Raw genomic sequence first — 26,032 nt, 5'->3', positions numbered from 1 at the left:
CCTTTTCTTTTGACCGGCCGCTTCCCGCGGACCGGTTTCACAATATCTATATTTCTGTCGTATCTTTCCGTCTGTAAAAATCCTCTACCACACCGGCGACGGCTCCGGATACTTCTTCTTCAATGTAGGAGTACGCGCTGCTTTCGCCCCTTTCGATGGATTTCAGAAAAGCTACAAGCTCATAGCGGAGCCCTTCTCCGTCCAGCTGATAGAAGTAGCGTTTGTTTTCCGCCGGATTTTCATAGCGGATTTCAAAATAATCCGTCTTCCACCAGGGAGCCGGCACATAGATATATCCTTTCGTGCCGGAGACAATCAGATCGCCTTCTGCCTTCGCGCCCTTTCCCACCTTTACGGAGGCAGTCGCCTCCGGGTAGACGAAATTGATCCGTGAGAATACGTCATACGTCTTATCTTCCTTTGAAAAGTGGCTGATGATCTGCTTTTCCCTGTAATTCGTACCCAAAAGCTGAAAGACAGGGAGCATAGCTGTGGGCCCCCAGTCACAGATGCTGTTCCAGCTGCGGTTAAACTGCTCGGAACGGCCTGTGCTCTCCTCTGCCAGCCGGGTACAGGTGGCGTCCACCGACACAATTTTTCCAATCCGGCCGCTTTTAGCCAGAAGCAGCAGGCGGTAGTAGGCTGTGGAATAGGCTGTCTTGATCCCTTCCATCAGCACGCACCCCTTTTCCTCTGCCAGCGCGAAAAGCTCCCTGCACTGTGCCGCGGACAGGGCCGCAGGCGCCTCGCAGAGCACATGCTTTCCTGCCTCCAGAGCGGTTTTCACCTGCTCATAATGCAGCGAGGGATGGGAAAGGATGTACAGGGCGTCCGTATGCTCCAGAAGCTCCTGGTAGGAAGCTGTGACGCAGGGAAGCTGTCTGAGGGGTTCCTCTATCTCATTCTGCGGCTCATCCGTACAGATTCCCTCCACCGCCACTCCGTTCACAAAGCTGCTTTCCTTCTGGAATTTCAAAAGGTCTGCAGAGGTTCCCACAAGACCCAGGCGGATCTCCCGGCGCTGGGAACGGAGCTCCGAGCTTGAGATGCCTTCTGTCCGGTCCAGATAGACCACCTTGCAGTATTTGTTCAGGTAGTCAAACTTTCCCTTCCAGTCGGAGCCCACCGTAAAAATATCGATATGATAGCGTCTGATATCGTCTATCTTCTGTCCTTCATACTCTTCAATGATAATCTCATCCGCCAGTCCCGTGGCCCTGACGGCTTCCACCCGTTCCATCAGGGACTGCTGAACGTTGATCTTTCCCCGGGATTTGTCGTAATCATCCCCCGTCACACCGACGATCAGATAATCTCCCAGCGCTTTGGCCCGCTCCAGCAGCCGGATATGGCCGTAATGCAGCAAATCATAGGTTCCGTATGTGATGACTCTTACCATCCGGCATCTCTCCTTTTTCCGTTTGCGCAGCCTTTTCCTCTCCTCGGAGCCGCTGCGGCTTTTACTGTCTGTCCACCTCCAGAAATGCCTCGAGGAACAGCTCCATGGCTTCCTTTGAGCCCACAGACACACGCAGACAGTCCTTCAGAAGCTCATTACCGTAAGGATGGACGAGAACCTTTTTCTCTGTCTCCAGCCGATTTGCCACCTCACGGGCAGAGTGTTTCGGCTTTACAAAGATAAAGTTTCCGCGGCAGTCCCGGCACTCATAACCTTCCTTCTCCAGAGCCTGCAGAATCCAGGCCTTTCCTTCTTTTTCGATCCGGATCAGCTCTCTGATCAGCTCAGGCCGGTCCAGAATCCGCTCTCCGAACAGAAGAGCTATGGCATTTACATCAAAGGTCAGCCGGGCATTCTTCACATAATGAATGATTTCCGGATTGCTGATGATCACTCCCAGACGGCAGGCCGCCAGGGAAAAGAGCTTGGAGAAGGTTCGCAGCACAATCACATTTTCCCCGTTCAGCGCATAGGGAAGGAACGTTCTGTCGTAGAAATAATGGTAAGCCTCGTCCACAATGACCACGGCTCCCACTTCCTTCGCCCGTTCAATCACGCGTTCCAGCTCTTCCTCTGTATACACATTTCCCACCGGGTTATTGGGATTCAGAAGCACCACCACTCTCGTATCCCCGCTGATGGCCTCCAGAATCTTCTCTATTTTGATGGTCAGGTCCGGCTCATAGGCCACCGGAACGTGCTTCAGGCCAAGAATGCTGCAGTTCACCCAGTACATCTCAAAGGAGGGAGAGACTGTCACCACTTCCTTCCCCTTCTCTCCAAAAGTCTCCAGAAGATAGCGGATCGCCATATCGGAACCGTTCGTGGTCAGCACATTCTCGTACGCGGCCCCGATGAAATCCGCATACTTATGAAGGAACCGGTCCGGCTCAGGATAGATGGCAAGAAATTCCGGCGTGATCTCTTTGAGCACCTCGTCCACAAATTCCTTCGGCAGGCCTTCCGGATTTTCATTCATATCATAACGATGGTATCCGTATCTTCCCTGTTCCGGAAAAACGCGGACCGTATTTTTTATATGTTCATCTACATAATATTTCATCTTCGTTACCTCCATCACCAAGCGGTATCAAACGTAATCTTTCCCTTCATCATACCGCAGCTTTCCGGAATTCTCAACCGGAAATTACAGACCCAGCAGCCGCAGCGCCGTTCCGATCAGCGAATAGACAAACAGGTGCAGGCAGAGCACCGGCAGCGTATGGCGTCCCAGAAAGCCAAAAGATTTCCCCAGAAGGCCCATATGCTTCTCCAGAAACAGGGAAAGCACCATCACAAGCAGGGAGCCTGCGCAGCCCACAATCAGGTTCAGAATCATGGAATGTCCGTAATCGGCCACCGACATGTTCACGCTTCCGTTGAGCCAGGACAGGACCGCAAAGACCGCCGCCAGCAAAAGAACCGCCCCTGGCTTCCGGTACAGCCTTTCCACAATCCCCTTCTCAGACAGGGCCTTTCCGAACAGAAGGAAGGAGACCGCATAAAGGGCGCAGTCCAGACTCCAGGGCAGAAGCACCGGGCAGAGATAATGGACCAGCACCGCTGCGAGAAGCACTCCAAAATTCAGGTAGACCGCCGTTCTCAGCTTTCCTTCCGCCGCCTTCATCATAAGCCAGAAAAGAAGATAGCTTACGAACATGCCTGTCAGAAACCAGGTGGGCGCATTCAGGATCTGCATGAAATACACGTTTGCCGGCGAATCCATCGGAAACAGGCAGTTTCTGGAATAGAGGATACCCAGCAGCGGAAAAAAGGATTCCGCGCTCACCTGCCCTGCCAGCAGATCGTTTTTCAGGAAGAAAAACAGAAAGAGGAACAGATTATACCCGAAATAGGGCACAAGCAGCCGCTTCGCCTTCTTTTTTACGAAGCTCCCGAAGCGTTCTTCCGGTTTATAGCGGAAAGTCATTCCCGCCAGTATGAAGAAAATGGGCATATAAAACATGCCGCCGAAAAAGCTCACCGGCCCGAAGGACTTTCCCGTATGCACCAGAAGCACCACCAGAATTCCCAGAGCCTTGGCGATATCCAGCCAGAGCACCCGCTTCTTTTCCATCTCTAACTCCTTTCTGCCTTACGCCCCGCAGCCGCTTTCTGAATTCCCCGCTCCAGAAGGCCGCTCACCGGCTCCACATATCTCCGGCTCAGGTACGCGATTCCCAGCACCAGCGCTGTCGTACAGAGAAAATCCAGCCCCACCGTCAGATGGTAGCCAAGCCTCTCATGAAGCCCCAGAAAGAACCAGCAGGAAAAGGTGGCTATTACCGGGAAATGCAGCAGGTACAGGGAGTAGGAAATATCTCCGAGAAAACAGAAAATTTTCGCGCCGAAAAATCTCTGAAGCCCGGAAAGTCCCACTACGCCCGCCAGAAGCCCCACAGCTCCCGCCATATGATAAATCACCGTATAGGCGGGCGGCAGAGGCGCATAGATCGTTCCCGCCATATCCACGCCAATGGACGGATAGGACAGCAGATATACGCCGGCGGCAAAGGACAGGAGCGGCAGAATCCAGTATTTTCTCCAGAGCTCCATGCCCTTCTTCTGCGTACAGAAGAAATCACAGACGATAAAGCCCATAAATATACCTGTAAAGTAGATATCCGTCACTGCAGACACCAGAATCATCACCCCGTAGGCGATATAGCGCAGAGGATTTTTCCCCACCAGATAAGCCGCCAGGTACACCACCAGCGCTCCCAGAAACAGATAGGGAATCGTCCAGAGCACGCCGTTATAATCGTTGCTGCCCTGAAGGAAACAGCCTATCAGGCTCTCGTAAAGCATCTGCAGGAAATCCGGCGCAAACTGGTTAAAGCCCGCGAACCAGGCCTCGGATTTTGTGATGGCCGCTGTCTCCGCATTCCGGTAAAGTCCCAGAGACATCAGCACAAAAATCAGAAGATTGGCAGCCAGAATCATGGGCATCAGCCGGAAATACCGCTTCCAGGCGCTGGTTCCAAGCCTTTTTTTATCCCTGCCTGACCGGAAATAGGACAGGCAGAGCACGAAACCGCTGAATACGAGAAAGAGGCAGACCGCCGCATTTCCGCTGTACAGCAGATTCAGCGGAGTCTTCCCGATGGCAATTTCAATCTGGGAAGCCGTATGGGACGACTCCGGTGTCAGGCTGTAGGCCGCATAATAAAAGGCGAACACAAAATGACAGAAATACACCATCAGGGCTCCGATTCCCTTCAGACCATCGATATAAGCTAATTTTTTCATATTTCTGCCTCCGTTATCTCTCAGATTTCACCGCGCCGCAGAGCAGCCGCGTATATTCTGTCCGGCCAGCCGCCGACAGATGAATCAGATCCTGAAAATTTCCCGGGTCGGAGGAGTCAAAGTCCAGGTCCTCCGCACAGATGAGGGTAAAACTTCCTTTCCCCTCCCAGTTCTCTTCGATATCCCCGATTTCCGCCAGGCAGAGCTCATAGAGCTCCATATAATCCTCGTCCGCATACATCCGTTCATACTTGGGCGTCTCCAGGAAATACAGATTCAGGCCGTATTCCTGAGCCAGAGCCGCCAGCTGGCGGTAGCCCTCCACCTGCGCCTCATTCAGCCCGTCCCGGCTTCCCAGCATGCCAAGAGCATAGAGCTCCTCCCTTGTACTGCCCTCCTGGGCGAGCAGGGTTCCCCCGTTGCGGAACTGGGAGGACACCAGGCGGTTGTTGATCGGATAGGTCAGAAGCTGCTCGTTATTGGCCGTCACAAAAAACTCAAAAAAATCCGAAAAATCCGCGCCGCTGTTCTCTGCCATCAGCCTCCAGGCCCGGATCTTGAAATCCAGATCCGTATCAAGAAGAATCTTCGTGTCACTGATCCAGGGGGCCGCCGCTGCCGTATAGGGGTACAGATCAATATAAATGTTGGTCACCTGTAAGCCCTGCTCCAGCATATACGCAAGCTCCATGGCCATCAGAGCCGGCTGATTGCCGTTATAGGAGAGAATATAGGAGGTTCCCGGAAGCTCCTCTTCCAGCACGTCGATGGAAAGTCCCTGGCGAAACATGGAGGAACCGATAAACAGGTTTTCCGTCTCCCCCTGCGCGACAGCCGCCTGCATACCATAAGTAGAGACCGGAAGGAGACGCGCATATTCATTTTTCACGAAAATCAGAAGAAGGGCCGCCAGCAGGGCGCTTCCCACTGCAGTCAGGATTCGTTTCATAAGGTTTTCGGTACTCCTTTCATTCCCGTCCGGTTAAAAATTCGCATACAGGAAGCCCGACACGCCGAACACGCCGAACAGCACGACGCTTAAGGTCATAAGTACAAGCCAGAATACAGACAGGTAAGCCTCTCCCTTTTCACGGGTCTTCCCGTAGACTCTTCCTCTCTCATACAGGAACAGCAGGAAGAGAAAACCGCAGGCCGTCAGGAAATAGGCCGCGCAGGTATTGTCTCCCGTAAAGGGCAGGATGGAATTCTGGATATCCAGATAGGACAGGGAAAAGCCTGTCACGGCGCGCTTCAGAAACGTCAGCGCGGCTCCAAAGCTTTCCGCCCGGAAAAAGACCCAGCCGAGCGTCACGCCCAGAAAAGTCACCAGCGTCTGCCAGATCTTTCTGACCGGACCGCAGTCAGGCTCTTTCTTCCGCGCAAACATATTCCAGACGCCGTGGATGGCGCCCCAGATGAGAAATGTCCATCCGGCTCCATGCCAGAGGCCGCTGATCAGAAAGACCGCCAGCACATTGACACAGCGGCGGACCGCCGATACCCGGTTTCCCCCCAGCGGAATATAGACATAACTTTTAAGCCAGCTGGAAAGGGAAATATGCCAGCGGCTCCAGAACTCCTTGATCCCTCTGGAGAAATAAGGACAGTCAAAGTTCTTCCTGCTGCGGATGCCCAGCAGATTCCCCATTCCCACAGCGATATCCGAATACCCGGAAAAATCACAGTAAAGCTGGAAGGAATAGAAAAAGGCAGCCATCACGCAGGCCAGACCCGGATAGCTCTCCGGAGCCCCAAAGACCGTATCCACATAAGCGCTCAGCCGGTTTGCTATCACAAGCTTTTTGAACAGTCCCAGTACGATCCGCTGCATTCCTTCCGCAAACAGGGCCGCGTCATAGCACGGGCCCTCATGAAGCTGCGCAAGAAAACCCTCCGAACGCTCAATGGGTCCCGACACAATCTGCGGAAAGAACAGCACATAGGTCAGGTAAGCGCCGCAGCCGGAGATTCCTTTTTCGGCCTCCCGCTTCCCCAGAAAGACATCCGCATTATAGCTGATCATCTTAAACGTATAATAGGAAATACCCAGAGGGAGCGCCAGCGACAGCACGGGCGCGCTCCCGGAAAGGCCTGCGGCTCCCACAAGAGACCACACGGAACCCACAAAGAAATTAAAATATTTAAATACAAACAGAACCAGAAGCGCCGGAAGGACTGCCGCCAGCAGCCAGGCCTTCTTCTGTCCCTTTGTCCCGGCCCGTTCCGTGCCGATGCCTGCCGCGAAGGACCAGAGCGCACTTCCGCCCGAAAGGAGAAGCATGCGCGGGTCCGCGCTCAGATAAAAAAGCAGGCTGGCGGCCAGCAGAATCCACTGTCTGCCCGCCTTCGGCGTCAGATAGTAGACTGCCAGCACGCCGGCCAGAAAAGCCAGAGTCAGCATAATATTTGAAGTCATGATTTTGCTCCCTGAGCCTCTGTCTCCCGGACAGAAGCCTCATCCGCCTGCTCCGTTCCCGTCAGGCCCGCTGCCGCCGGCGCAGTCTGGGCGGCCGCCTCCCGGTAGAGATCCACGCCCACATTGACCAGAATTCCCAGCAGAATCACAGAGAACACCACCATCGGAAGCTTCGTCTCTCCGTTAGTCATATACGCATAGGCGCTGTAGGAAACAATCAGGTGCAGCATAGGCAGATAAAACCGGTCTTTCCGGCGCATGAAGTACAGAAGGGCCGCGATGTCCGCCGTATATCCTGCCCAGGCAGGCATATAAGGCGCAAAATACGGAATCAGCACCGCCAGAAAGAGAAACAGCTGCAGCGCCAGATCCGGTGTGATCCGGACTTTTTTCTTCGCAAAACAGTAGGCAAGCGTCAGAAGAAGCCCTGCCAGAACCAGCAGAGAGACCTTGTCAAACAGGTCTACAAAGGCTGTCTTTCCGATGATTTCATAGAAATTCGGCCATCCCCGGCTCAGGCTTACCGGATAAGCCACACTTAAAGCCATCTGCCACTGCCAGATCCGGTACAGGGCAATCGCCGTACCGGCCAGCCCGCTTATCCATCCCAGAACACGGAAGCCGCGGATATACAGATAAAAGCCTGCAAAAAACAGAATCACATAATACACGGCATTGACATTCCAGAGCGCGCCATTTGCTGCGATCGTGGGATAAATCACAAGAATCGTATAGGTCAGAAACGCGCGGTTTCTGCTCCCCGTACAGCGGTGCACAATGGCCCCGCACAGGACAGCCAGCAGATATTCCAGCACGATGGCTCCGATTTTCTCAGGCCCGGTGGCAGTATAGTCCATCACCGGAAGCCTCAGAAAGATTCCCGTACCCGTGATGCAGACTGCCAGAAGCGCGTCCAGGAAGGTAAAGGTGAAGCTGCCGATTTTCCATTTTTTCACGATAAAATCTCTTAAAAAATCGTCCATTACGCCGCCTCCTTTTCTTTGACCGAAAGCTGGCTGTCCGGAAGCTGATTGTCTGGATTTTTCAGGTAATTCCAGACGTCAAGACCCACAAGAATCAGAAGCCCCAGCTCCGCAAAGGCCCACACGCCATAGTAAATCGCCGGCTCGTCCGAGCCCAGATGGCTGAGATAGGCCATATAGCAGTTAAAGGAAATCAGAATATGAGCCAGCGGGAAATAAAATTTCTTTATGTTCATCAGCGCATAGATGATCGCCAGAATGTCCGCCACACAGCCGTAGCGCTCATGCATATGAGGCAGGAAATAGGGCGTCAGAATCGCGAAAAACAGCGCCATCTGCACGATAAATTCATTGGTAATCCGGTATCTCTTCCGGGCCATGGCATACATGAGGATCATCAGGATGCCAAGGATCAGCCAGGTTCCCGAGGACGCATACTCCAGCAGGAAATACTGATTTCCGATGATCTGATAGATATTCGGCCATTTGATGGACAGGGACCACACATCCTGAGCGCCCTGGGCCATGTAGATATTGATCAGATCCATCAGCGGCCGTCCCGCGATCCAGGCCGGCACAATGCTCAGAAAATACAGGACCGGAATCCACAGGAAAGCTTTAAGCTGCACCTTTTTATTCACCCAGAGAATCACAAGAAACGGGAAAATAAACAGGGACTGAAGCTTGAACACAAAGGCCATTCCGTAAAAGAACATGGCAAGGTTGGGCCTGTCCTCAAAGAAATAGTAAAAGCACAGTAAAAGAAAGGTCATGAAAATAATATCACACTGAGCCCAGAGAGCGCTGTTGGCCCAGATCGTAGGCACCAGCAGCATCAGACCATAAGCGGCGATACTTTTTATCTTACTTCCTGTGACCTTCCACGCAATCTTACCCATGATCACGGCCGCCACGAAGTCAAGGGCAATGTGAAGCCCTTTGTAGGCTGTCATGGGATTGATGGGAAGCTTGCTGATCGCCCACAGAATATAGACAAAGGTGGGGGTATAGTCGTAGCGGTCCGTGGCCAGATAGGAAAATCCCATCTCCTTCAGGTCTGAAATCCACGGGTCCCAGTACATCACCCAGTCATCCGTCGTCACCACGCGCAGAATCAGGCGGATCGCCAGCCCGATGACCGTGATGGCCGCCAGATACAGGATGTCCGCCCGGTCAAATTTTATGGCTTCCCGCTTTTCTGTTAATTTATTCATAAAACTCTCCTACTCATCCAGTACAGTTTCGATAATATATTTGGGCCGTTCCTTCGTCTCCAGATAGATCTTTCCGATATACTCGCCCACAATTCCGATGGCCAGAAGCTGCAGGCCGCCGATGGCCCAGATCGAGACAATCATGCTGGTCCAGCCCGCTACAGTCCGTCCCATAAAATGGACTATCAGAAAATACAAAAGCATCACGAGGCTGATGGCAAAGATCAGGATTCCGCAAGTGGTAATCAGGCGGATGGGCTTAATGCTGAAGGAAGTGATTCCATCTGTGGCGAAGGCCAGCATTTTCTTCAGCGGATACTTGGATTCTCCCGCGAATCTCTCATGGCGTTCATAGGTCACCACGTCTGACTTGTAGCCGATCAACGGAACGATTCCTCTCAGAAACAGATTGACTTCCTTAAACTGCGAAAGCCCTTCCATGGCCCGTTTACTCATAAGCCGGTAGTCCGCGTGATTGTAGACAATCTCCACTCCCATGGCCTGCATCAGCTTATAAAAACCCTGAGCCGTAAATTTCTTGAAAAAGGTATCTGTCTTGCGGGCGCTGCGCACACCGTAGACCACATCGTTTCCCTGATAATACTTTTCCACCATCTGATCAATGACGTCCACATCATCCTGCAGGTCCGCGTCCAGAGAAATGGTCATATCCGCCTTCTCCTTCGCCGTCATCAGGCCGGCCAGCAGCGCGTTCTGGTGTCCTTTGTTCCGGGACAGCTTTACGCCGGAGTAGATGGGATTGGAAGCGTGAAGCTCCTCAATGATCTCCCAGGTCTTATCCTTGGAGCCGTCATTGACAAACATGATTTTGCTCTCTCTGGATATCATGCCCCGCTCAAACATGGAATTCATTTTCTCCAGAAGCTGCTTCGCAGTCTCATGCAGAACAGCCTCTTCATTGTAGCAGGGGATTACCAGATATAAAATATCATTTCCAGTCATCAGGTGCTTCTCCTTTCGTACGGGCGGGGAACTGCTCCCGGCACCTTTTTCCGTGCCGGCAGTCTTTCTCCCGGCAGTCTTCATCCCTGCGGGATTTATCCCAGCAGCTCTTTCATATATACCTCAATGGCGTCCTGCCAGGAGGCAAAGGAAAAGTCTGTGGTCAGCTTCAGCATATAATTTTCCAGAATGGAATAGGCCGGACGATCCGCGGAAGCCGGAAACCGCCGCTTGTACTCCTGTGAGGTAATGGGCTCGATTACCGTCTTCTTTCCTGCCAGGCGGAGAACTGTGGCGGCGAACTCCGCCCAGTTGGTATCTCCCTCGCAGGTGCCGTGGAAGAGTCCGTAATTATCCGTGGGAAGCAGGTACTTGATGGCCTTCGCCAGCTCCACAGCGCTGGTAGGCGTTCCCACCTGATCCATAACCACGCCGATGGTATCGTTGGTCTCGGAAAGCTTCAGCATGGTCTTGGCGAAATTATGTCCGTCTCCGTAAAGCCAGGCCGTCCGGATGATAAAATAACGGTCCGCGAAATCGCGCACAAAATTCTCTCCCGCCAGCTTGGTGGCTCCATACATGCTCTTGGGACTGGGCGTATCAAACTCTGTCAGAGGCCGTTCCGCCACATCGCCCGGAAATACATAGTCCGTGGAGATGTGCATGAGCTTCGCTCCCACATCAGAGGCCGCGATAGCCAGATTGCGCGCGCCGACCGCATTGATTTTATAAGCCAGATCCGGCTCTGTCTCGCATTTGTCCACATTTGTATAAGCGGCACAGTTGATGACAGCGTAAGGCTTTACCTCTCTGGCCAGCTTCAGAACCTCGTCCACTTTCGTGATATCCAGCTCTGCCACGTCTGTGTTTACCAGTTCATATTCTGTGCTTCCCGCATACTGCTGATTTACCGCGCGTCCCAGCTGGCCGTTGCATCCTGTCACAATAATCTTTTTCATTTTTCTTCTCCTTTACTCTGAAGTTTCCATTTCCTCCGAAGTATTCTCTCCGGTATTTTCTCCGGTCTCCGGCGTCTCTTCCGCGCCGGCTTCACCGGTATCTTCCTCTGTATTTTCTTCTGTATTTTCTTCTGTGTCTTCTACAATTTTTACCATAAAGTCCTTGTCATAGTATTCGCACATGGCAAGATTTCTTCCGTCCTCCGGGTCCTCAGTCAGCGTTCCGTAATACAGAAGCTCTGGGCGGTAAGTCACCTCTTCCACATAGACTTCCTTCACGTTCGGATCGTTGTAAAGGGCTTCCCTCGCACGAATCTCCTGGTCATACACCTGCGCCTCCCCATATACCAGGGATTTCAGGGCCGATGCCGTCGTAATCTCTTCCAGATCCGTCACAATATCCACTTTCCAGACTCCGATCACGGCACAGAGAATTCCTGCCGTTCCCAGAATTACAGGAACAGCCTTCTGAAGGACCTCCATCGCTTCCGCGCCGCATTTTTCATACTGGCGCCGCAGCCAGCCCGCATAGTAAACCGCGTTGGCCGCGTAAAAGAGAACCACGCCGTAGAGAAGAATATTATAATAGCGTCCTCCTGAAATATAGCGCACCGCATAGATGCCCGGCACCCACATCACTACAACCATGCTGTAGCTGACCAGGGTGAACATGAACGGACAGCGGAACTGGAACCTGGAATCCTTCAGCTTCCAGAACATGTACAGGAACAGAGCTATGATAACCAGAATCATCACCGCATTGGTTGCTTCCGTGAACATATATTCCAGAGATTTCGTATAAGACTTGTAGATAGCCTCAAAGGGAGTCCGATGCTGGAACAGGGCCTGGCGCCTGGCATTTCCGGGAGCGATAATACTCAGTCCGAATTCAGGCAGATAAAGCAGGAAGAGCACCGTCAGCTGGATCTTCAAATTCCTGCCGTACTTCTTTCCGGCCAGCCCGTCCACCATAACCAGGAACAGCACCACTGCCGTGAGAAGCGCCGTGGGATACATGCCTCCCGCCAGCAGAAGCTCCAGCGCCAGAAGGGCTGTCATTCTCCTGACAGAAATCTTTCCCCTGCGCAGGGAATCTGCCAGCATGCCAAACAGAATCAGCATGACCGAGAACAGCCCCGTATAGCCCACGCTTCCATTCCACCAGTAAAAGGCTTCTGCTCCGAAAGGCACATACTGGATGCAGAGCGTCATAACCACACAGGATGTCACCGCTGCCACCGCTTTGGACAGTCCCAGCAGACGGTGCAGCATCACCTGGCAGAAATACCAGAATCCGACTGTAAATATTCCCAGCAGAATAAAGGTCTGTATAAACGTAATCCGCTCTGTGATAATCGAGGGACGCAGAGCCGCGATGATGGCAAACGTATAGGTTCCCTGCCAGCTGTGCCACAGATTCACGGCCCGCTGCACGGCAGCCTTCAGCACGGCGGGAATTACTGCCAGTCCCTCATTCTCCAGCAGCGCGTGCCGTGTCAGAATTCCATAGTTAAAATCGTCCATAGCCGGATGGTTGAAAAAACTCAAAACCAGCAGCGGGATCAGACTGATGACAAAACATACCAGAATAAAACGCAGCTGGTTTTTCTCTTCCTTCATCCAGCTTATGAATCTCCCCCAGAGCTGTCCGGTAATTCGATAAATGGTTTCCAAAACGTCCTCCTTACTCTTACCTTTACTCCTGCTCCTGCTTTACTCCTGTTCCTATTCCTGTCGTATTCTTATTTTTCCTTTGTTCCTGTCTTTTCTTTCTGCTCGTCCACCCGCTCCTTTTCCTCCAGAGCCAGCTCCTGAGTCAGATCCTTTACCTTGTTTTCCAGCGCTGACAGCTCAATGGTCATCAGGAACATTTTAACCAGCAGCACAAAGATAAAGAACAGAAAGATAAAGTTTACGGGAAGCTGCATTCCAATCAGCCTCGTAAACATGGACACCAGCCAGGGGAACAGACTGAACACTATCAGCACGCCCGCAAACAGAATCCAGAAAATCGCGTACTCGATCTGAAGCTTGGACTGGCGGATTTTTTTCAGAATATAAAATGTGGTCAAAAGGGACACTACAATCAGAATAATCCGAAATACCGGCGTCATCGAACCTTCACCTCCCTGCGTTTCCGGAAGTTCTGTATCAGCAGAATCGACATCAGCATTCTCAGCATATACATGATGGATTTGGTGATATTCAGATAGCTCTCTCCCGCGATACGCTCATCCATCTCCACCTGAACCTCCGCGATGGTGGCTCCCTGCTTCAGAAGATAGGAGATCGTATCCGGCTCAGGCCCGTAATTCAGGTTCAGGGCAAACTCCGCGATCATTTTTTTATTGAACATTCTCATGCCGGAGGTAGGGTCCTTCACCTTCTTGCCCGTGGTAAGCCGTGTGGCCACGGCAATCAGCCTGCTGCCGATCATCCGCAGGGAATGGGGCTTTTTCTCCGTCACAAAGCGGGAGCCGATGACAATATCGTATCCTTCCTGTATCTTTTCCAGCATTGGGGCGATATACTCCGCCCTGTGCTGTCCATCCGCGTCGAACTGGATGGCATAGTCATAGCCCTTTCTCCAGGCGTATTTGAGCCCGGTCTGAAAAGCGCCCGCAAGTCCCAGATTCACGGGAAGATCCACAAGCTCATAGCCCTTTCTTCTGCAGAGCCGGGCTGTGTCGTCTGAGGAGCCGTCATTGATCACCACATAATCATACATGGGATAATTATTCTTCAGGTTCTCTACCACGCGCACAATATTTTCCTCTTCATTGTACGCCGGGATAATCACCAGACACTTCATCTGTGTTCTCCTTACTTTCGTGTTCTTTTTATCTTACTTCTTTTTCACAAACTGCGCAAGTACCCTTAAGGTCCGGCAAAGATCTGTGAACCAGGCAAAGGACACGCCGTTTTCCTGCAGAGCCCTGTGTCCTTCCTTCATGCCTGCCAGGTACGCGCCCAGGCTGTTCGTGCTGGTGCCTCCGTGAGACATGTAGATCAGCACCTCCGGCAGATAGGAAAGACGCACCTTCCCATCCTTCAGAATCCGGATCATAAACTCATAATCGGCCGAAATCCGGTAATCCGTCTTGTAAAGCCCAAAGGTATCATAGACGCTTTTTCTCAGATACAGGGTGGGGTGTCCCGGCATCCAGCCGAACCGGATCTTTCCCTGGCCCTGATGCCAGCGGCGCACGATCCGCTCCCCGTCCATGTAGTACAGATCTCCGTGGACGCCGTCGGTCTGTTCCCGCTCCATAATGTCCACCATCCTGGCAAGCACATCCGGTCCCGCGTACTCATCAAAGCAGCAGCCCAGAATGTCTCCGGAGGCCATGCGGATTCCCTTATTCAGGGCGTCGTAAATGCCCTTATCCGGCTCGGAAATCCATTTCAGCCGTTCCCCGAACAGCTCTTCCGCTTCCCGAATCACCTCCAGAGTCCCGTCTGAAGAACCCCCGTCCACAATGATATACTCGATATTTTCATAGCTCTGGGAGCTTACCTGGCGGATAATCCGCCGCAGGTTCTCTTTGTCATTATAGGTCGCGGTAATAACCGAGACCTTTGGTTTTCTGTTTTCCATTGCTTTCGTCCATTTCTTTCTATGCTTCCGGCAGCTTCTGCTTCTCCAGAAGGCTTCGGTAAAGCTTCAGATAATCCTGAAATCTGTCATTCTTATCGTACCCGGCCGCCCTGCGGAGACAGTCCTCCTTTTTATCCGGCTCTCCGCGCAGCTCTTCTATGGCCTTTATCAGGGCTTCCGTGTCTCCCTTGGGCACAATTTTTCCACAGGAGGCGTCTACCGATTCCACGCTGCCGCCCGTCGCAAAGGTAATCACCGGCGTCCCGCAGGCCAGCGCCTCCAGGTTGGTCGTGGGGAAGGTATCTTCCAGGGTTGTATTCACATAGGCGTCCGCCATGGAATAATACTCCGCCAGCTCTTCCATGCTGTTCGTCCTCATAACCCCGTGAATCTTCGGATGAAGGGTCTTCATCTTCCGCTTCGAAAGGCCGATCAGGATAATCTGATACGAATCATCCAGCCTGTCCGCCAGCTGCTCAAAATAGGCGCAGCCCTTCCTCTCCTCCCACATGCTTGCCACGCCCAGAAGAATATATTTCTCCTCAAAACCCAGCTTTTTCTTCAGCCCTTTGTCCACCGGGCGGAACTTATCCAGAGCGATTCCGTTCGGAATCACCTGCACGGGATATTCTCCCAGATAAGATTCCCGCACATAGCCGGCCAGCCACCGGGATGGCGTCACCACCGTGAGATCCGGCACGCCTGTAAATGACCTTTTCTTTCTTTTATAATTTCCGGCTGAATTGTCCTTAAACAGGGCATAGGGATAGACGCTTTTATACTGGGGGCAGTCCCCGCAGCCTGTCTTCCACTTCATACAGCCGATATAATCAAAATGGGCGCAGTGCCCGGTGAAACTCCAGCAGTCATGAAGGGTCCAGACCACCGGCTTCCCGGAGCCTTTCAGATACCGGAACAGCTCCTCCACATCCAGATAAAAGCCATGGATATTGTGGAGGTGGATGATATCCGGATTGTATTCCTTTATTTTCTCAATCAGTCTTCCGGTCTGTTTTGAGGAGGCGAATCCATGCTCGCCCTTAAAAAAGGTGTGGAGCACATGGATGCCCATATCCAGATTCGTGCCGAACTTATATGTCTTCACATCTCCGGGCGCCTGCTTTCTGCCGAACGCCACCATTCCCTCATCTCCGGCCGCTTCCAGGGCATGAACGATGTCCACCGTAATGCGCCCCACGCTTCCGCTTCCGCAGACCGTATTAATCTGCAATACTTTCAAATCTTTTCGTCCTCCTGTCCGGCGCAGGAAACACTTTCATCCGCGTTTCCCTAAAATACCAGCTCGCAGTCCCAGACGTCCACGCCGCTTTCCTGGAATACGCTGCGGATTCTCTCCCGCAGTTCTTCCTTCGTGCATCCTTTTTTCAAAACCGCCTGAAGGAAACCGCCGCCGCCGGCGCCGCAGATCATCCGCGCCGAGAGCAGATCCTCGCAGGCCAGGAAAATCTGGTCGATACAGGTATTGGTGCTGCCTGCGTCCAGCTGCCTTGAAAGCTCCCAGTGGCGGTCGAGAAGCCGGGCAAAGCCGTCGATATTTCCCTTTTCCAGCTCAAATTTCATCAGGACGGCCACCCGCTGAATCTCATAGAGCACTTCCAGAGAATTGGGGCTGGAACCGATGTAGCCGCCCACCACCTCCCGGAGAAGATTCCGTGCCAGACGCCTCTGCCCCGTATAGATCAGCACGAACCGCTCTTTCAGCTCTTCTATGGCCTCTTCCGGAATATTCAGATGCTGCACCCGGATATCCTGCTTCAGGCCCGGCTTGGTGGTGATCAGCTTGACGCCGTCTGTCAGGCCTCCTACCTGATCCTGCCAGCCGCCCCCTGTACTCATCAGCTGCTCCATGCAGAGCACATAGGAATACAGCTCATTTTCCGTCACTTCTTTTCCGATATACTGGAAGATGGCCTTCACGCAGGCCCCGGCAAGGATGCTGCTGGTGCCAAGACCGGAGCCCCTGGGAATCCCCATTACCGCCGTGGACAGATAGAGACCGCCTCCCAGCTTTTCCAGAATTTTCTCCAGAGGCACTTCTCCGGACAGCGGCACAATGCCGCAGGCCAGAAGGGCCGCCTTGTGGAGAGCGTAAGTGTCAAAGGGGTCCCGGCAATTCTGCAGCCTGCCGGTCTCCGTAAATTCATCATAGGCCCCGGAATCGGTGCTGGCCAGAGCGATACAGGGCTTGTCTATCCGCTTCACAGTCACCACCACCGGGCAGATTCCATTCAACTTTGCCGCCGCGTTCAGCACCGTGCCGCCGTGCTCGTTGCAGTAGGGCGGCGTATCCGACCAGCCTCCGCCGAAATTCACCCGGATCGGAAGCTCCACCGTGACCTCCGGACTGGTAATATGATACTCTTCATCCTCTGGAGCGTCCCCGATGCTGGCCTCATACAGGCTGTCACAGATATAGCGGAAGCACTGGTTTTCCAGCTCCTCACTGACCGCTCCCTTCGTAAGCCTGGACAGATAATAATAAATCCGCATGCGGATTCCGAACTCAGAGGCCTCCGCGATTTTCCGCAGCTTTTCCACCTGGGCGGGTGTCACGCCCTGGCTTCCGAAGACCGCGCCTGCCTCTTCCACGCTCTTTCTCTGTTCCAGAGCCAGAAGGAAGCGGGCAATCCGTACCTGGGTGCCAAGCTTCGCCTGCCAGGCCACGATTTCCTTTACATCCGCATGTTCAAAACTTTCCTGCAGGCTCAGACGCTTTCTGGCACGGTAGGCCGCCGCCTGCCCTTCCTTTCCTTCTGCCAGCTGCAGGAGCTCCATGGACGCCTGTACAGCTTCCTCAATGGAGGCGCAGACCGGGTAAAGCTTTGCCGTCCACAGATAATGGCCTTCCCCGTCCCAGACCTCCTCCGGCGCCAGGCCGGCCGCTTCCAGAAAGCCCGCAAGGCTGCCTTTCAGGAAGGAGGCTCCATCCTCCAGAGTTCCTTTGGGATTGTCATTTACCCCATAGACCCGGACCACAAAACTTCCATCCTTCTGCTTCAGTCCGTGAAGCACCGTATGGTCCGGAATCCGCTGTCCCCGCAGAGTCACAGCCGAAATCACGCAGTGATCCTCCACCACAGTCCCGCTGTAAATATAACTGTCTTCTATATAGGAAGAAGCCGCCACCTTCGCAGCCCGCTCAATATAACTGCTGCTGCAGGCGCAGGAACCTTCTTCCTCCTCCACGCCCAGCACCTGGCGCTTCCAGTCCAGAAACTCATAATTATCAATGTCCTCGGTCACCAGATGCAGAAGCTCTCTGGTGGTGCCAAAATGAATGAACTGAGCCGGGGACAGGCACAGAAGTTTCAGGGAATAAGGATGCAGCGCCTCCCAGAGCTTGCGGCGGCATTTCTCCAGTTCCGCACAGAATTCTCCCTCCGGCTTTTCCTTCAGGTACTGCTCCAGTGTAGACCGGGACGCCAGCGGGTACAGAAAATCTCCATAGAAGCTGACCCGGGCTTTCTCATTGACAAAGCGCTCATACTTCTCCGGCACGATTCTTCCCTTTTCTCCAATCAGGGAAAACAGGCTCTCCAGCAGATCGCAGTCCAGCATGATAGCTCCTGTGTCCAGGTCCACCGCTCCATGCTCATTGACCGCCCCCAGGGCACGGAGCCGTTCTTCGCTCTGCTTGTGAAGGAAATTCGCCACGTAGCCTTCCCCGTCTCCCAGGAATACGCCATGATCCTTTCCAGTCTCCACGTCTTCCTTGATGGAGATGGCGGCGGCCCCCCGGAATGTAAAATCGATCTGCAGGGGATTGAACAAAAGAAGCACGTCTCCGGACAGCACCAGCATGCCTTCCTTAAAACGGGCCGGCATCCCTGCCATTCCAATCATAAACTCATCAAACAGCGTGGAACGCCGTCCGTCCGGCAGTTCCCTGGGCACCGGGGAAAACAGCTTTCCGCAGGCCGAATACTGGGGCACTCTCTTGGAATCTCCGCCGGAGTGAATCACCAGAATCCGTTTTCCCCGGAAGAAATGCTCTTCCTCTCCGCATTCGCTCAGGTATTTCATCACATGGAAGGTGGCGCCGCCTGAACCCACCCGTTTTCCATCCGGGTCCGGAAGCACCTGATATACAGTCTCCGAAGGCAATCGTCCCGCTCTCAGGCGTGCGTCGATCTGGGCCTGATAAGCCGCCGCCTGCTCCTCATTGGACGCCGTCAGAATCACGTAATCCCACTGAATAAAGTATTTCTTTGTGAGAGACTTTTCATACTCCTCCCAGGCATCCTGATAGCTCTGTCTCAGAAACAGATTCTTAATTTTCTGCGGTTTCATAACTTCTCCCTTGTCTGTGTTTTTATGAAATGCTATAATGTCGCCAAATACGTCAATGTCATGTAATTGTATTTCTCTGTCAAGGACATGGCGGCTTCAAAAATCAAATATATAGTATAGAAAGGAAAGGTAATCCGCAGCCGCGCCGGCTTTCGTGCGCGGCTACGGCAAGGTACACTATGGTAATAATACAACCTTCGGGCGGTTTATGCAATAGAATAAGAGTAATAAATTCCGGGCGGGAACTTGCGAAGCGCAGGAAAGAAAAGCTGGTGGTGCTCTGGTACCTGTGTCCGGAGCTGAACTGCACTTTCGAGGATCTCTTCCTCCCGGTCACAGAACCGGACATTCAAATCATCAACATCCGCTCCCTGAAAGATCCCAGAAAACTCTGGTACCAGCTCACTTCCGGGCAGCGTTTCGGAAATGAGGATATCATCAGCCACAAAACGGACGGCGTCCTTCACGAGGACTTTTACCGTTCTCTGAAAAAACAGGTTTATATCTTTACCTGGGAACACTTTTATCCCTCCCACGATTACAGCCTCTATGTGCCTGCCCCTGCCCTGCAGAAACGCATCGACTCCTTTACGAAGGAGTTTGCGCCCCGCTGCGTAGGCGTCCACATCCGGCGCACGGACAATGCTGTCTCCATGGGAAAGAGCACCACGGAGCAGTTCATCGCCGAGATGAAAAAAGAGCTGGCGGAGCATCCGGAAAGCCGCTTCTTCCTGGCCACTGACGATCAGTCGGAGGAAGACCTGCTGCGCCGGGAATTTCCCGGCAAAATCATCAGCAACCAGAGCCGGACCATCGACCGGAATTCCGTGGAAGGCATGCACGACGCCCTTCTGGATCTGTACTGTCTGGCTGCCACCGATAAGCTGATCGGCAGCTACTGGAGCTCCTTCACGGACATCGCTGCGGATATGCGGGGTATCGAAAAAGTGATTGCGGGAGAGACTGCGTCATGAAAAAATTTATCTGCCCTCTGCTGCTGACCGGGCTGTTTTTCCTGCTTATCCTTCTGTCCGTGCCCTCCGGCTGCGTGTACGGCTCTGCTACCGACTGGCTCAGCCAGCACGCTGCCCTCGCCGAGACGATTCGGGACGCCTGTCTGGAACAGAAGACGCTGCTGCCCGATTTTCTTGCTCTGGGCGGAGGGAGCAGCGGCTTTCAGTTTTCCTACTACGGGTATCTGCGGCCGGATATTCTCCTGGGCTGCCTGCTTCCGGCCGTGCCCATGTATCAGATCGTGATTCTTTATTCGCTTGCCGGATACCTGGCAGGCGTGCTTTTGTTTTACCTGTGGCTGCGCCGGGAACAGCTTTCGGAGACGAACGCGTTTTTGGGAAGCCTGCTCTTTCTGACCGCTTCCTGCTTTTTTCATACCCACAGGCAGATCATGTTCGTAAACTATATGCCGTTTCTGCTGCTGGCGCTTCTGTCCATTCAGAAGCGTCCCAGGCGCATGCCTGCCATGCTGCCTGTTTTTCTGCTACTCATCTGTCTGAACAGCTTTTATTACGCTCCCGCCTGCTTTCTGGCTGCGGGCTGGTACTGGCTGCAGAAATCCGGCAGGTCTTTCTTCCTCCCCTGGTTCGCCGCCTCGGCGCTGGCGGCCTGCATGTCAGCCGCCCTGCTGCTCCCCACCGGACTGGCCATCCTGGAACACCACAGGCCTTCCGCTTCCGCAGGCAGCGGTCTTTTAACTTTTTTTGGAAACTTCAGTTCCCTGCTGTACAGTCCCTACGGCCTGGGCCTTACCATGCTGGCCCTCTACCTTCTGCTGCTTGGCCTGGGATATAAGCAGTATCGGAGAGACAGCCTGATTTTTCTCCTTCTGCTGTTCTGGGGCGGCGCCTCCTATCTGCTGAACGCCACTCTCTACGCAAGAGCCAAAATTCTGATGCCTTTTCTGCCCCTGCTTCTGCTCCACGGAACAAGGCTGCTTGCAGATCTGCGCGCCGGAAAGGCCGGATGGAAGCTCTGGCCCTTTCTTCCTGTACTTGCGGTGGGTTCTCTCTATCTGAGGCGCAGCCTCCGGAGCCTGGTTCTGGCAGACATCCTGGTTCTGGCCGCCGCGGTGCTGGTATTCAGGTTCCTGAAGGAGAAAGAAAAATCCGGTCTGCGGGGATTCTGTTTCAGAGCAGCCCTCCCCCTTCTGTTCGTGATGCCCTTTCTCTCTTTCCTTCATGCCGCCTCCACGGAGCATTTCGTGACCAGAGAGGAACTGGCGTCCGCTATGGAAGACCCGGCATATACTCCCGTATCCACGCCCTTTTACCGGCAGGATTCCCTCATCAATCCCATGAACAGGAGCAATACGGACATCACCGGAGGACAGAATAAGAGCACCATGTACTCTTCCGTCTACAACAATGCCTATTCCCGGGTGTACTATGATCTTTTAAAGACACCCATCCAGATCAACAACCGGCTTGCCATCCTGGCCGCTGATAATCCGTTTTTCCTGCATTTTATGGGAATCCGGTACGTGGAGACAAAAGCCTCCCGGATTCCGGACGGATACCGGCTTCTCTGGAAAAATGAGAACCTTGCCGTGTCTGAAAACGATCAGGTGCTTCCCATGGTCTATTTTACAGACCGGACGATGCCCCAGGCTCAGTTTGAAAGCCTGGCAGGCTGGGAACAGGCAGAGGCTCTGACAAGGTACAGCGTTATCCCGGATGGGCAGGAGACGGAATGGCTCTCACGCCTTCAGACCTTTTCTCCTTCCTGGATCGCTAAAAGAATTCCCGCCTCTGTCCAGTTCACCAGAAACGCTGATTCCCAAAGCACTCTTTCCAGGGACACCGGAAACCTGGAAATCACCGCTTCAAAGGATTCCCAGGTAGAGCTTATCTTTCAGAAACCTCTGAAAGATAAGCTGCTGCTTCTGGATTTCCAAGTGGAAAACCATACCGGGAAGCCGGTCATTATCACCATAAACGGGGTCAAAAACAAGCTTTCCGCTTCCAGCGCTCCCTATCCCAACGGGAACAGCCATTTTTATTACGCTTTTTCTTCGGAAGACAAAGAACTGCGCGCTCTGGAGCTTTCCCTGTCCAAAGGCCGCTATACTCTTAAGAATGTCCGCTTCTTTCTGCTGGACGTCTCCGTCTTTGCTGAAAAAAGCTGGACGCCTGCCGCGCCCCTTGAGGCCGGCCCCGGAGAAATCTTTGCCTGCCGGGTAAAGGCCGGCAGCGACGGCTGGCTTGTCACCTCCATTCCTCTCCAGAACGGCATGAGCTTTATCGTGGACGGCAGAAAAGTCCGGCCGGCGGCAGTCAATACGGCCTTCGCCGGGACGCCCCTGAGCGCCGGAGACCACGAAATCCGCCTCTGCTTTCAGGCGCCCGGGAAACGCGCCGGAATCCTCTTAAGCCTGTGCGGCGCGGCTGGATGGGCAGCTGCCTGCCTCTGCGGCTCCGTCTCTTCCGCCCGCCGGAGAAAACGGGCTGAGTAATTGTACTGAGTAATTGTCAACAGTTTCTGTCAAAAAACTGTTGACAAATCCGCCTCTCAGCGCATATAATACCAGTAACGTTATACAAGAAAAACCTGTGAAGAAGAATAGTAGCTGGCGGATGTCAGACTTCAGAGAGTCCCGGATGGTGGAATCGGGATGTGAGACAGTCAGTGAATGGGCTTCGGAGGGCGGCTTTGAACGGAAAGTTTCCAAGTAGGGGCTGACGGGACCCCACCCGTTATCCATCGGGGCACGTATGATGGTACGTGTAGCGAGTGGACATTTTCCTGCTGGAAATGTCAATTTGGGTGGTATCGCAGAAGCTTTCGCTTTTGTCCCATGGAAGGGACAGGAGCGTTTTTTTATTTCCGGAATTACCTGCATGGCGGGGAAAGAAACCGGAAAGGAAACGCCTCGAAGGCTTCCCTATCCGCCGCTGTCCCGGCAAGACAGCCGGCCACATCTGCCGCCTAAATCTAAAAGAATGGAGAATGACGTTATGAAAATGAAAAACCTGAAGAAACTGATGGCACTTGGCTTGGCGGCTGCGCTTTCCCTTTCCCTGATCGGCTGCTCCGGAGGAACATCCTCTTCTGATGATACTGCCACCGAAGCGGCAGAAGACGCCGACAGCGCTTCTGAAGCAGAGACCGCAGATACCGCCTCCGGCGATGCCGCAGAATACAATATCGCTATCGTAAAGCAGATGGACCACGCGTCTCTGGATGAGATCGCAAACGCCGTTGCCGCGGAACTGGATGCCATCGCAGCAGAAAATAACGTAACTATCAATTATGAGATATACTCCGGCCAGAATGACCAGACGACGCTGAAGCAGCTCGGCGATCAGGCCATCGCAGACGGCGTGGACGCCATCATCCCGGTAGCTACACTTGCCGCGCAGGTCATGACTGTGTGCGCGGAAGATACCCAGACTCCTGTGGTATACGCAGCCATCTCTGATCCGGAAGCCGCTGAGATGACCGGCATCGACAATGTAACCGGAACCAGCGATGCCCTGAATACAGAGCTCATCCTGGATATGATGCTTGCCGCGGACCCGGAGGTGCAGAATGTGGGACTTCTCTACTCCCTGTCAGAGACCAACTCCGCAAAGCCCATCGCGGACGCAAAGGCATACCTGGATGAAAAGGGGATCTCCTACACCGAGCAGACAGCGAACACCAATGACGAGGTCATTTCCGCCGCTTCTATCCTGATCGCGGACGGCGTAGACGCCATCTTCACTCCTACCGACAATGTGATCATGGCCGCAGAACTTGCCATCTACCAGGATCTGGCCGAGGCTGGAATTCCCCATTATACCGGCGCTGATTCCTTTGTCCGCAATGGCGCTTTTGCCACCTGCGGCGTAAACTATACGACTCTCGGAACCGACACCGCCGACCTGGCTTATACAGCCATCACGGAAGGCATGGATGGTCTCGATGACTACTATCTGTCAGATGGCGGCATCATCACCGTAAATACAGAGACGGCTGAGACGCTCGGAATTGATTACTCTGTATTCTCCGATATGGGTGAAGTCGTCGAGGTACAGACTACAGAAGAGTAAAACTCTGACCTACAATGAATTTCCGGAGGTAATGTTCCCGTGTTATACATTTTACAGACTGCTCTGGAACTGGGATTCCTGTACGCGCTGATTCCCATGGCCCTGTTCCTGAGCTTCCGAATCCTGAACATCGCCGATATGACCACGGATGGATGCTTCGTCCTGGGCACTGCCGTCTCCGTAACGCTGGCGGCAGCCGGCCATCCGTTTCTCGCCATCCCCGCAGCCATGCTTGCGGGGATGTGCGCCGGTTTCGTAACGGCATTTCTGCAGACCCGTCTGGGCGTGCCCTCCATCCTGGCCGGCATCGTAACCAACATGGGCCTCTACACCATTAACCTGATGGTAATGGGCTGGAGCGCAAATGTAAGCCTCCTGCGGGTGGACACCATCTTCTCCCTGTTCGAGGACACCGGGCTTGGCGGCCAGTGGCATGAAGCCCTGCTTGCCGGTTTCGTCACGATTCTGGCAGGCGCGCTGCTGGTACTCTTTCTGGGCACCAGGCTGGGCCTGTCTATCCGCGCTACGGGAGATAATATTGATATGGTGCGGGCTTCCTCCATCAACCCTACATTCACCATTACTGTGGGACTGTGTATCTCCAATGCTCTCACCGCTCTTTCCGGAGCCATGGTGGGACAATACCAGAACACAGCCGACATCAATGGCGGTACAGGTATCGTGGTTATCGGCCTGGCCTGCCTGATCATCGGTGAGACTGTCCTTGGAAGGCGCAGCGTGCTTAAAGGGGCCATCGCCGCTGTCATCGGTTCCATCATTTACCGCTTTATCTACGCGATTGTGCTTTATACCAAAATCATGCCGGTACAGGGACTGCGTCTGGCCACTGCCGTTATCGTAGCTCTGGCCATCGCGTTTCCGACTATCAAAAGCTGGGCCGCTTTTCAGAAACGGAAAATGGCAGCCCGCCAGAAAGGAGGGAGATAACCGTGCTGGATATTCGTTCTATCTCCAAAACCTTTAACCCAGGAACGGTCAATGCGAAAAAAGCGCTTTCCGGCCTCTCTCTTCATCTGGACCCGGGTGATTTCGTAACCATTATCGGTTCCAACGGGGCCGGCAAATCCACACTGTTCAACGCTGTCGCAGGCGTGTTTTACGTGGATGAAGGCTCCATCCTGCTGGACGGAACGAATCTGACCTTCCTTCCGGAGTACCAGCGCAGCCGCATGATCGGCCGCCTGTTTCAAGACCCCTTAAAGGGAACCGCTCCCGGCATGACCATTGAGGAAAATCTTGCCCTGGCGTATCTTCGCTCTACCAAGGGAAGCGCTCCCTTTGCCCGAATTTCCAGAAAAGACAAGGCGCTTTTCCGGGAACGCCTCTCCCTGCTCCATATGGGCCTGGAGGACCGCATGAAGCAGCCGGTGGGCCTTCTCTCCGGAGGCCAGCGGCAGGCTCTGACTCTTCTGATGGCCACACTGGTGCCGCCAAAGCTTCTGCTGCTTGACGAGCATACGGCTGCCCTGGACCCGGCCACAGCGGAAAAGGTGCTGGAGCTGACCAAAGATATCGTCGCCAAAAAGAATATCACCTGCCTCATGATTACCCACAATATGAAGCAGGCTCTGGAGCTGGGCAACCGGACGCTGATGATGGCAGATGGAAACATCGTGCTGGATGTGGGCGGAGAAGAACGCCGTTCCATGTCTGTGGAGCACCTGCTTGCCCGTTTTAAGGAAGGCGCCGGACACGCGCTGGACAACGACCGGATTCTTTTGTCCTGAATCAGTCAAAAAACCGCTGGGCGGATGGAAAATCAGATTTTCACAATCTGTTTCCTTCCGCCACAGCGGTTTTCTTTTGTCAGC

The 26,032-nt window shown here is 53.6% G+C and carries 21 protein-coding genes and 1 other annotated feature; of the genes, 5 read left to right on the top strand and 16 right to left on the bottom strand.

Translation table 11 applies throughout. From position 1 onward, the window contains the following. Nucleotides 1-46: 46 nt before the first annotated feature. The 16 genes from B5E82_RS12240 to B5E82_RS12165 all read right to left on the bottom strand — a co-directional run bounded on the left by B5E82_RS12240 (nt 47) and on the right by B5E82_RS12165 (nt 19,152). Nucleotides 47-1,399 carry a Gfo/Idh/MocA family oxidoreductase gene (locus tag B5E82_RS12240; protein WP_087307844.1) on the bottom strand — a complete coding sequence of 451 codons (1,353 nt, stop codon included), beginning with the start codon at nt 1,397-1,399 and terminating at the stop codon, nt 47-49. A 61-nt stretch (nt 1,400-1,460) separates the two neighbouring features. Beyond that, a complete protein-coding gene (locus B5E82_RS12235) occupies nt 1,461-2,522 on the bottom strand; it encodes a pyridoxal phosphate-dependent aminotransferase (protein WP_087307842.1) in 1,062 nt (353 codons plus the stop codon). An 84-nt stretch (nt 2,523-2,606) separates the two neighbouring features. Continuing rightward, a complete protein-coding gene (locus tag B5E82_RS12230; protein ID WP_087307840.1) occupies nt 2,607-3,536 on the bottom strand; it encodes an acyltransferase family protein in 930 nt (309 codons plus the stop codon). A gap of 2 nt (nt 3,537-3,538) precedes the next feature. Next, the gene (locus B5E82_RS12225) at nt 3,539-4,708 is read right to left on the bottom strand and encodes an acyltransferase family protein (protein ID WP_087307838.1); all 1,170 of its coding nucleotides are present in this window, start codon (nt 4,706-4,708) and stop codon (nt 3,539-3,541) included. Nucleotides 4,709-4,721: 13 nt separating this feature from the next. Next, nucleotides 4,722-5,657, bottom strand: coding sequence for a hypothetical protein (locus B5E82_RS12220; RefSeq protein WP_087307836.1), 936 nt, complete (start codon nt 5,655-5,657; stop codon nt 4,722-4,724). A 33-nt stretch (nt 5,658-5,690) separates the two neighbouring features. Continuing rightward, nucleotides 5,691-7,124 (bottom strand): MBOAT family O-acyltransferase, encoded by a 1,434-nt coding sequence (locus B5E82_RS12215; protein ID WP_087307834.1) that lies wholly within the window; start codon nt 7,122-7,124, stop codon nt 5,691-5,693. Beyond that, nucleotides 7,121-8,107: a hypothetical protein gene (locus B5E82_RS12210; protein WP_087307832.1), complete on the bottom strand. Its 987-nt coding sequence runs from the start codon at nt 8,105-8,107 to the stop codon at nt 7,121-7,123. Before B5E82_RS12210 ends, B5E82_RS12215 begins: the two co-directional genes overlap by 4 nt. Then, nucleotides 8,107-9,321: a hypothetical protein gene (locus B5E82_RS12205; protein WP_087307830.1), complete on the bottom strand. Its 1,215-nt coding sequence runs from the start codon at nt 9,319-9,321 to the stop codon at nt 8,107-8,109. The genes B5E82_RS12210 and B5E82_RS12205 overlap by 1 nt, the downstream gene beginning before the upstream one ends. A 9-nt stretch (nt 9,322-9,330) precedes the next feature. After that, on the bottom strand, nt 9,331-10,284 hold the full coding sequence (locus B5E82_RS12200; RefSeq protein WP_087307828.1) for a glycosyltransferase: 954 nt from the start codon (nt 10,282-10,284) through the stop codon (nt 9,331-9,333). 95 nt (nt 10,285-10,379) lie between these two features. Further along, on the bottom strand, nt 10,380-11,243 hold the full coding sequence (gene rfbD, locus B5E82_RS12195) for a dTDP-4-dehydrorhamnose reductase (protein WP_087307826.1): 864 nt from the start codon (nt 11,241-11,243) through the stop codon (nt 10,380-10,382). 12 nt (nt 11,244-11,255) lie between these two features. Further along, nucleotides 11,256-12,917: a hypothetical protein gene (locus B5E82_RS12190; RefSeq protein WP_087307824.1), complete on the bottom strand. Its 1,662-nt coding sequence runs from the start codon at nt 12,915-12,917 to the stop codon at nt 11,256-11,258. 68 nt (nt 12,918-12,985) lie between these two features. Continuing rightward, complete coding sequence (locus B5E82_RS12185; RefSeq protein ID WP_087307822.1) at nt 12,986-13,357, bottom strand: DUF2304 domain-containing protein; 372 nt, start codon at nt 13,355-13,357, stop codon at nt 12,986-12,988. After that, nucleotides 13,354-14,055, bottom strand: coding sequence for a glycosyltransferase family 2 protein (locus B5E82_RS12180; protein ID WP_087307820.1), 702 nt, complete (start codon nt 14,053-14,055; stop codon nt 13,354-13,356). Before B5E82_RS12180 ends, B5E82_RS12185 begins: the two co-directional genes overlap by 4 nt. 33 nt (nt 14,056-14,088) lie before the next feature. Next, a complete protein-coding gene (locus B5E82_RS12175; RefSeq protein WP_087307818.1) occupies nt 14,089-14,841 on the bottom strand; it encodes a glycosyltransferase family 2 protein in 753 nt (250 codons plus the stop codon). 19 nt (nt 14,842-14,860) lie between these two features. Continuing rightward, a complete protein-coding gene (locus B5E82_RS12170) occupies nt 14,861-16,081 on the bottom strand; it encodes a glycosyltransferase (RefSeq protein WP_087307816.1) in 1,221 nt (406 codons plus the stop codon). A gap of 50 nt (nt 16,082-16,131) precedes the next feature. Then, nucleotides 16,132-19,152 (bottom strand): fucose pyrophosphorylase domain-containing protein, encoded by a 3,021-nt coding sequence (locus tag B5E82_RS12165; RefSeq protein ID WP_087307814.1) that lies wholly within the window; start codon nt 19,150-19,152, stop codon nt 16,132-16,134. A 179-nt stretch (nt 19,153-19,331) separates the two neighbouring features. On the opposite strand from B5E82_RS12165, the gene B5E82_RS12160 reads away from it, so the two are divergent. The 5 genes from B5E82_RS12160 to B5E82_RS12140 all read left to right on the top strand — a co-directional run bounded on the left by B5E82_RS12160 (nt 19,332) and on the right by B5E82_RS12140 (nt 25,948). Continuing rightward, complete coding sequence (locus B5E82_RS12160; protein WP_140393135.1) at nt 19,332-20,126, top strand: hypothetical protein; 795 nt, start codon at nt 19,332-19,334, stop codon at nt 20,124-20,126. Next, nucleotides 20,123-22,621, top strand: a complete 2,499-nt coding sequence (locus B5E82_RS12155) for a YfhO family protein (protein ID WP_087307811.1) — start codon at nt 20,123-20,125, stop codon at nt 22,619-22,621. The genes B5E82_RS12160 and B5E82_RS12155 overlap by 4 nt, the downstream gene beginning before the upstream one ends. Before the next feature lie 88 nt (nt 22,622-22,709). Further along, nucleotides 22,710-22,967: a binding site (T-box leader), on the top strand. Between the two features lie 156 nt (nt 22,968-23,123). Continuing rightward, entirely contained in the window at nt 23,124-24,200 is a 1,077-nt protein-coding gene (locus B5E82_RS12150) for an ABC transporter substrate-binding protein (RefSeq protein ID WP_330398362.1), read from the top strand. Nucleotides 24,201-24,239: 39 nt separating this feature from the next. Beyond that, the gene (locus B5E82_RS12145; protein ID WP_087307809.1) at nt 24,240-25,148 is read left to right on the top strand and encodes an ABC transporter permease; all 909 of its coding nucleotides are present in this window, start codon (nt 24,240-24,242) and stop codon (nt 25,146-25,148) included. A 2-nt stretch (nt 25,149-25,150) separates the two neighbouring features. Continuing rightward, the gene (locus B5E82_RS12140; RefSeq protein WP_087307808.1) at nt 25,151-25,948 is read left to right on the top strand and encodes an ABC transporter ATP-binding protein; all 798 of its coding nucleotides are present in this window, start codon (nt 25,151-25,153) and stop codon (nt 25,946-25,948) included. Nucleotides 25,949-26,032 lie beyond the last annotated feature (84 nt).

It is taken from the genome of Lachnoclostridium sp. An138 (assembly GCF_002160765.1).
Taxonomy (GTDB): Bacteria; Bacillota; Clostridia; order Lachnospirales; family Lachnospiraceae; genus Laedolimicola; species Laedolimicola faecalis.
Note: the sequence above shows the minus strand (reverse complement) of the source record. Positions and strands in the feature narration are given on the sequence as shown.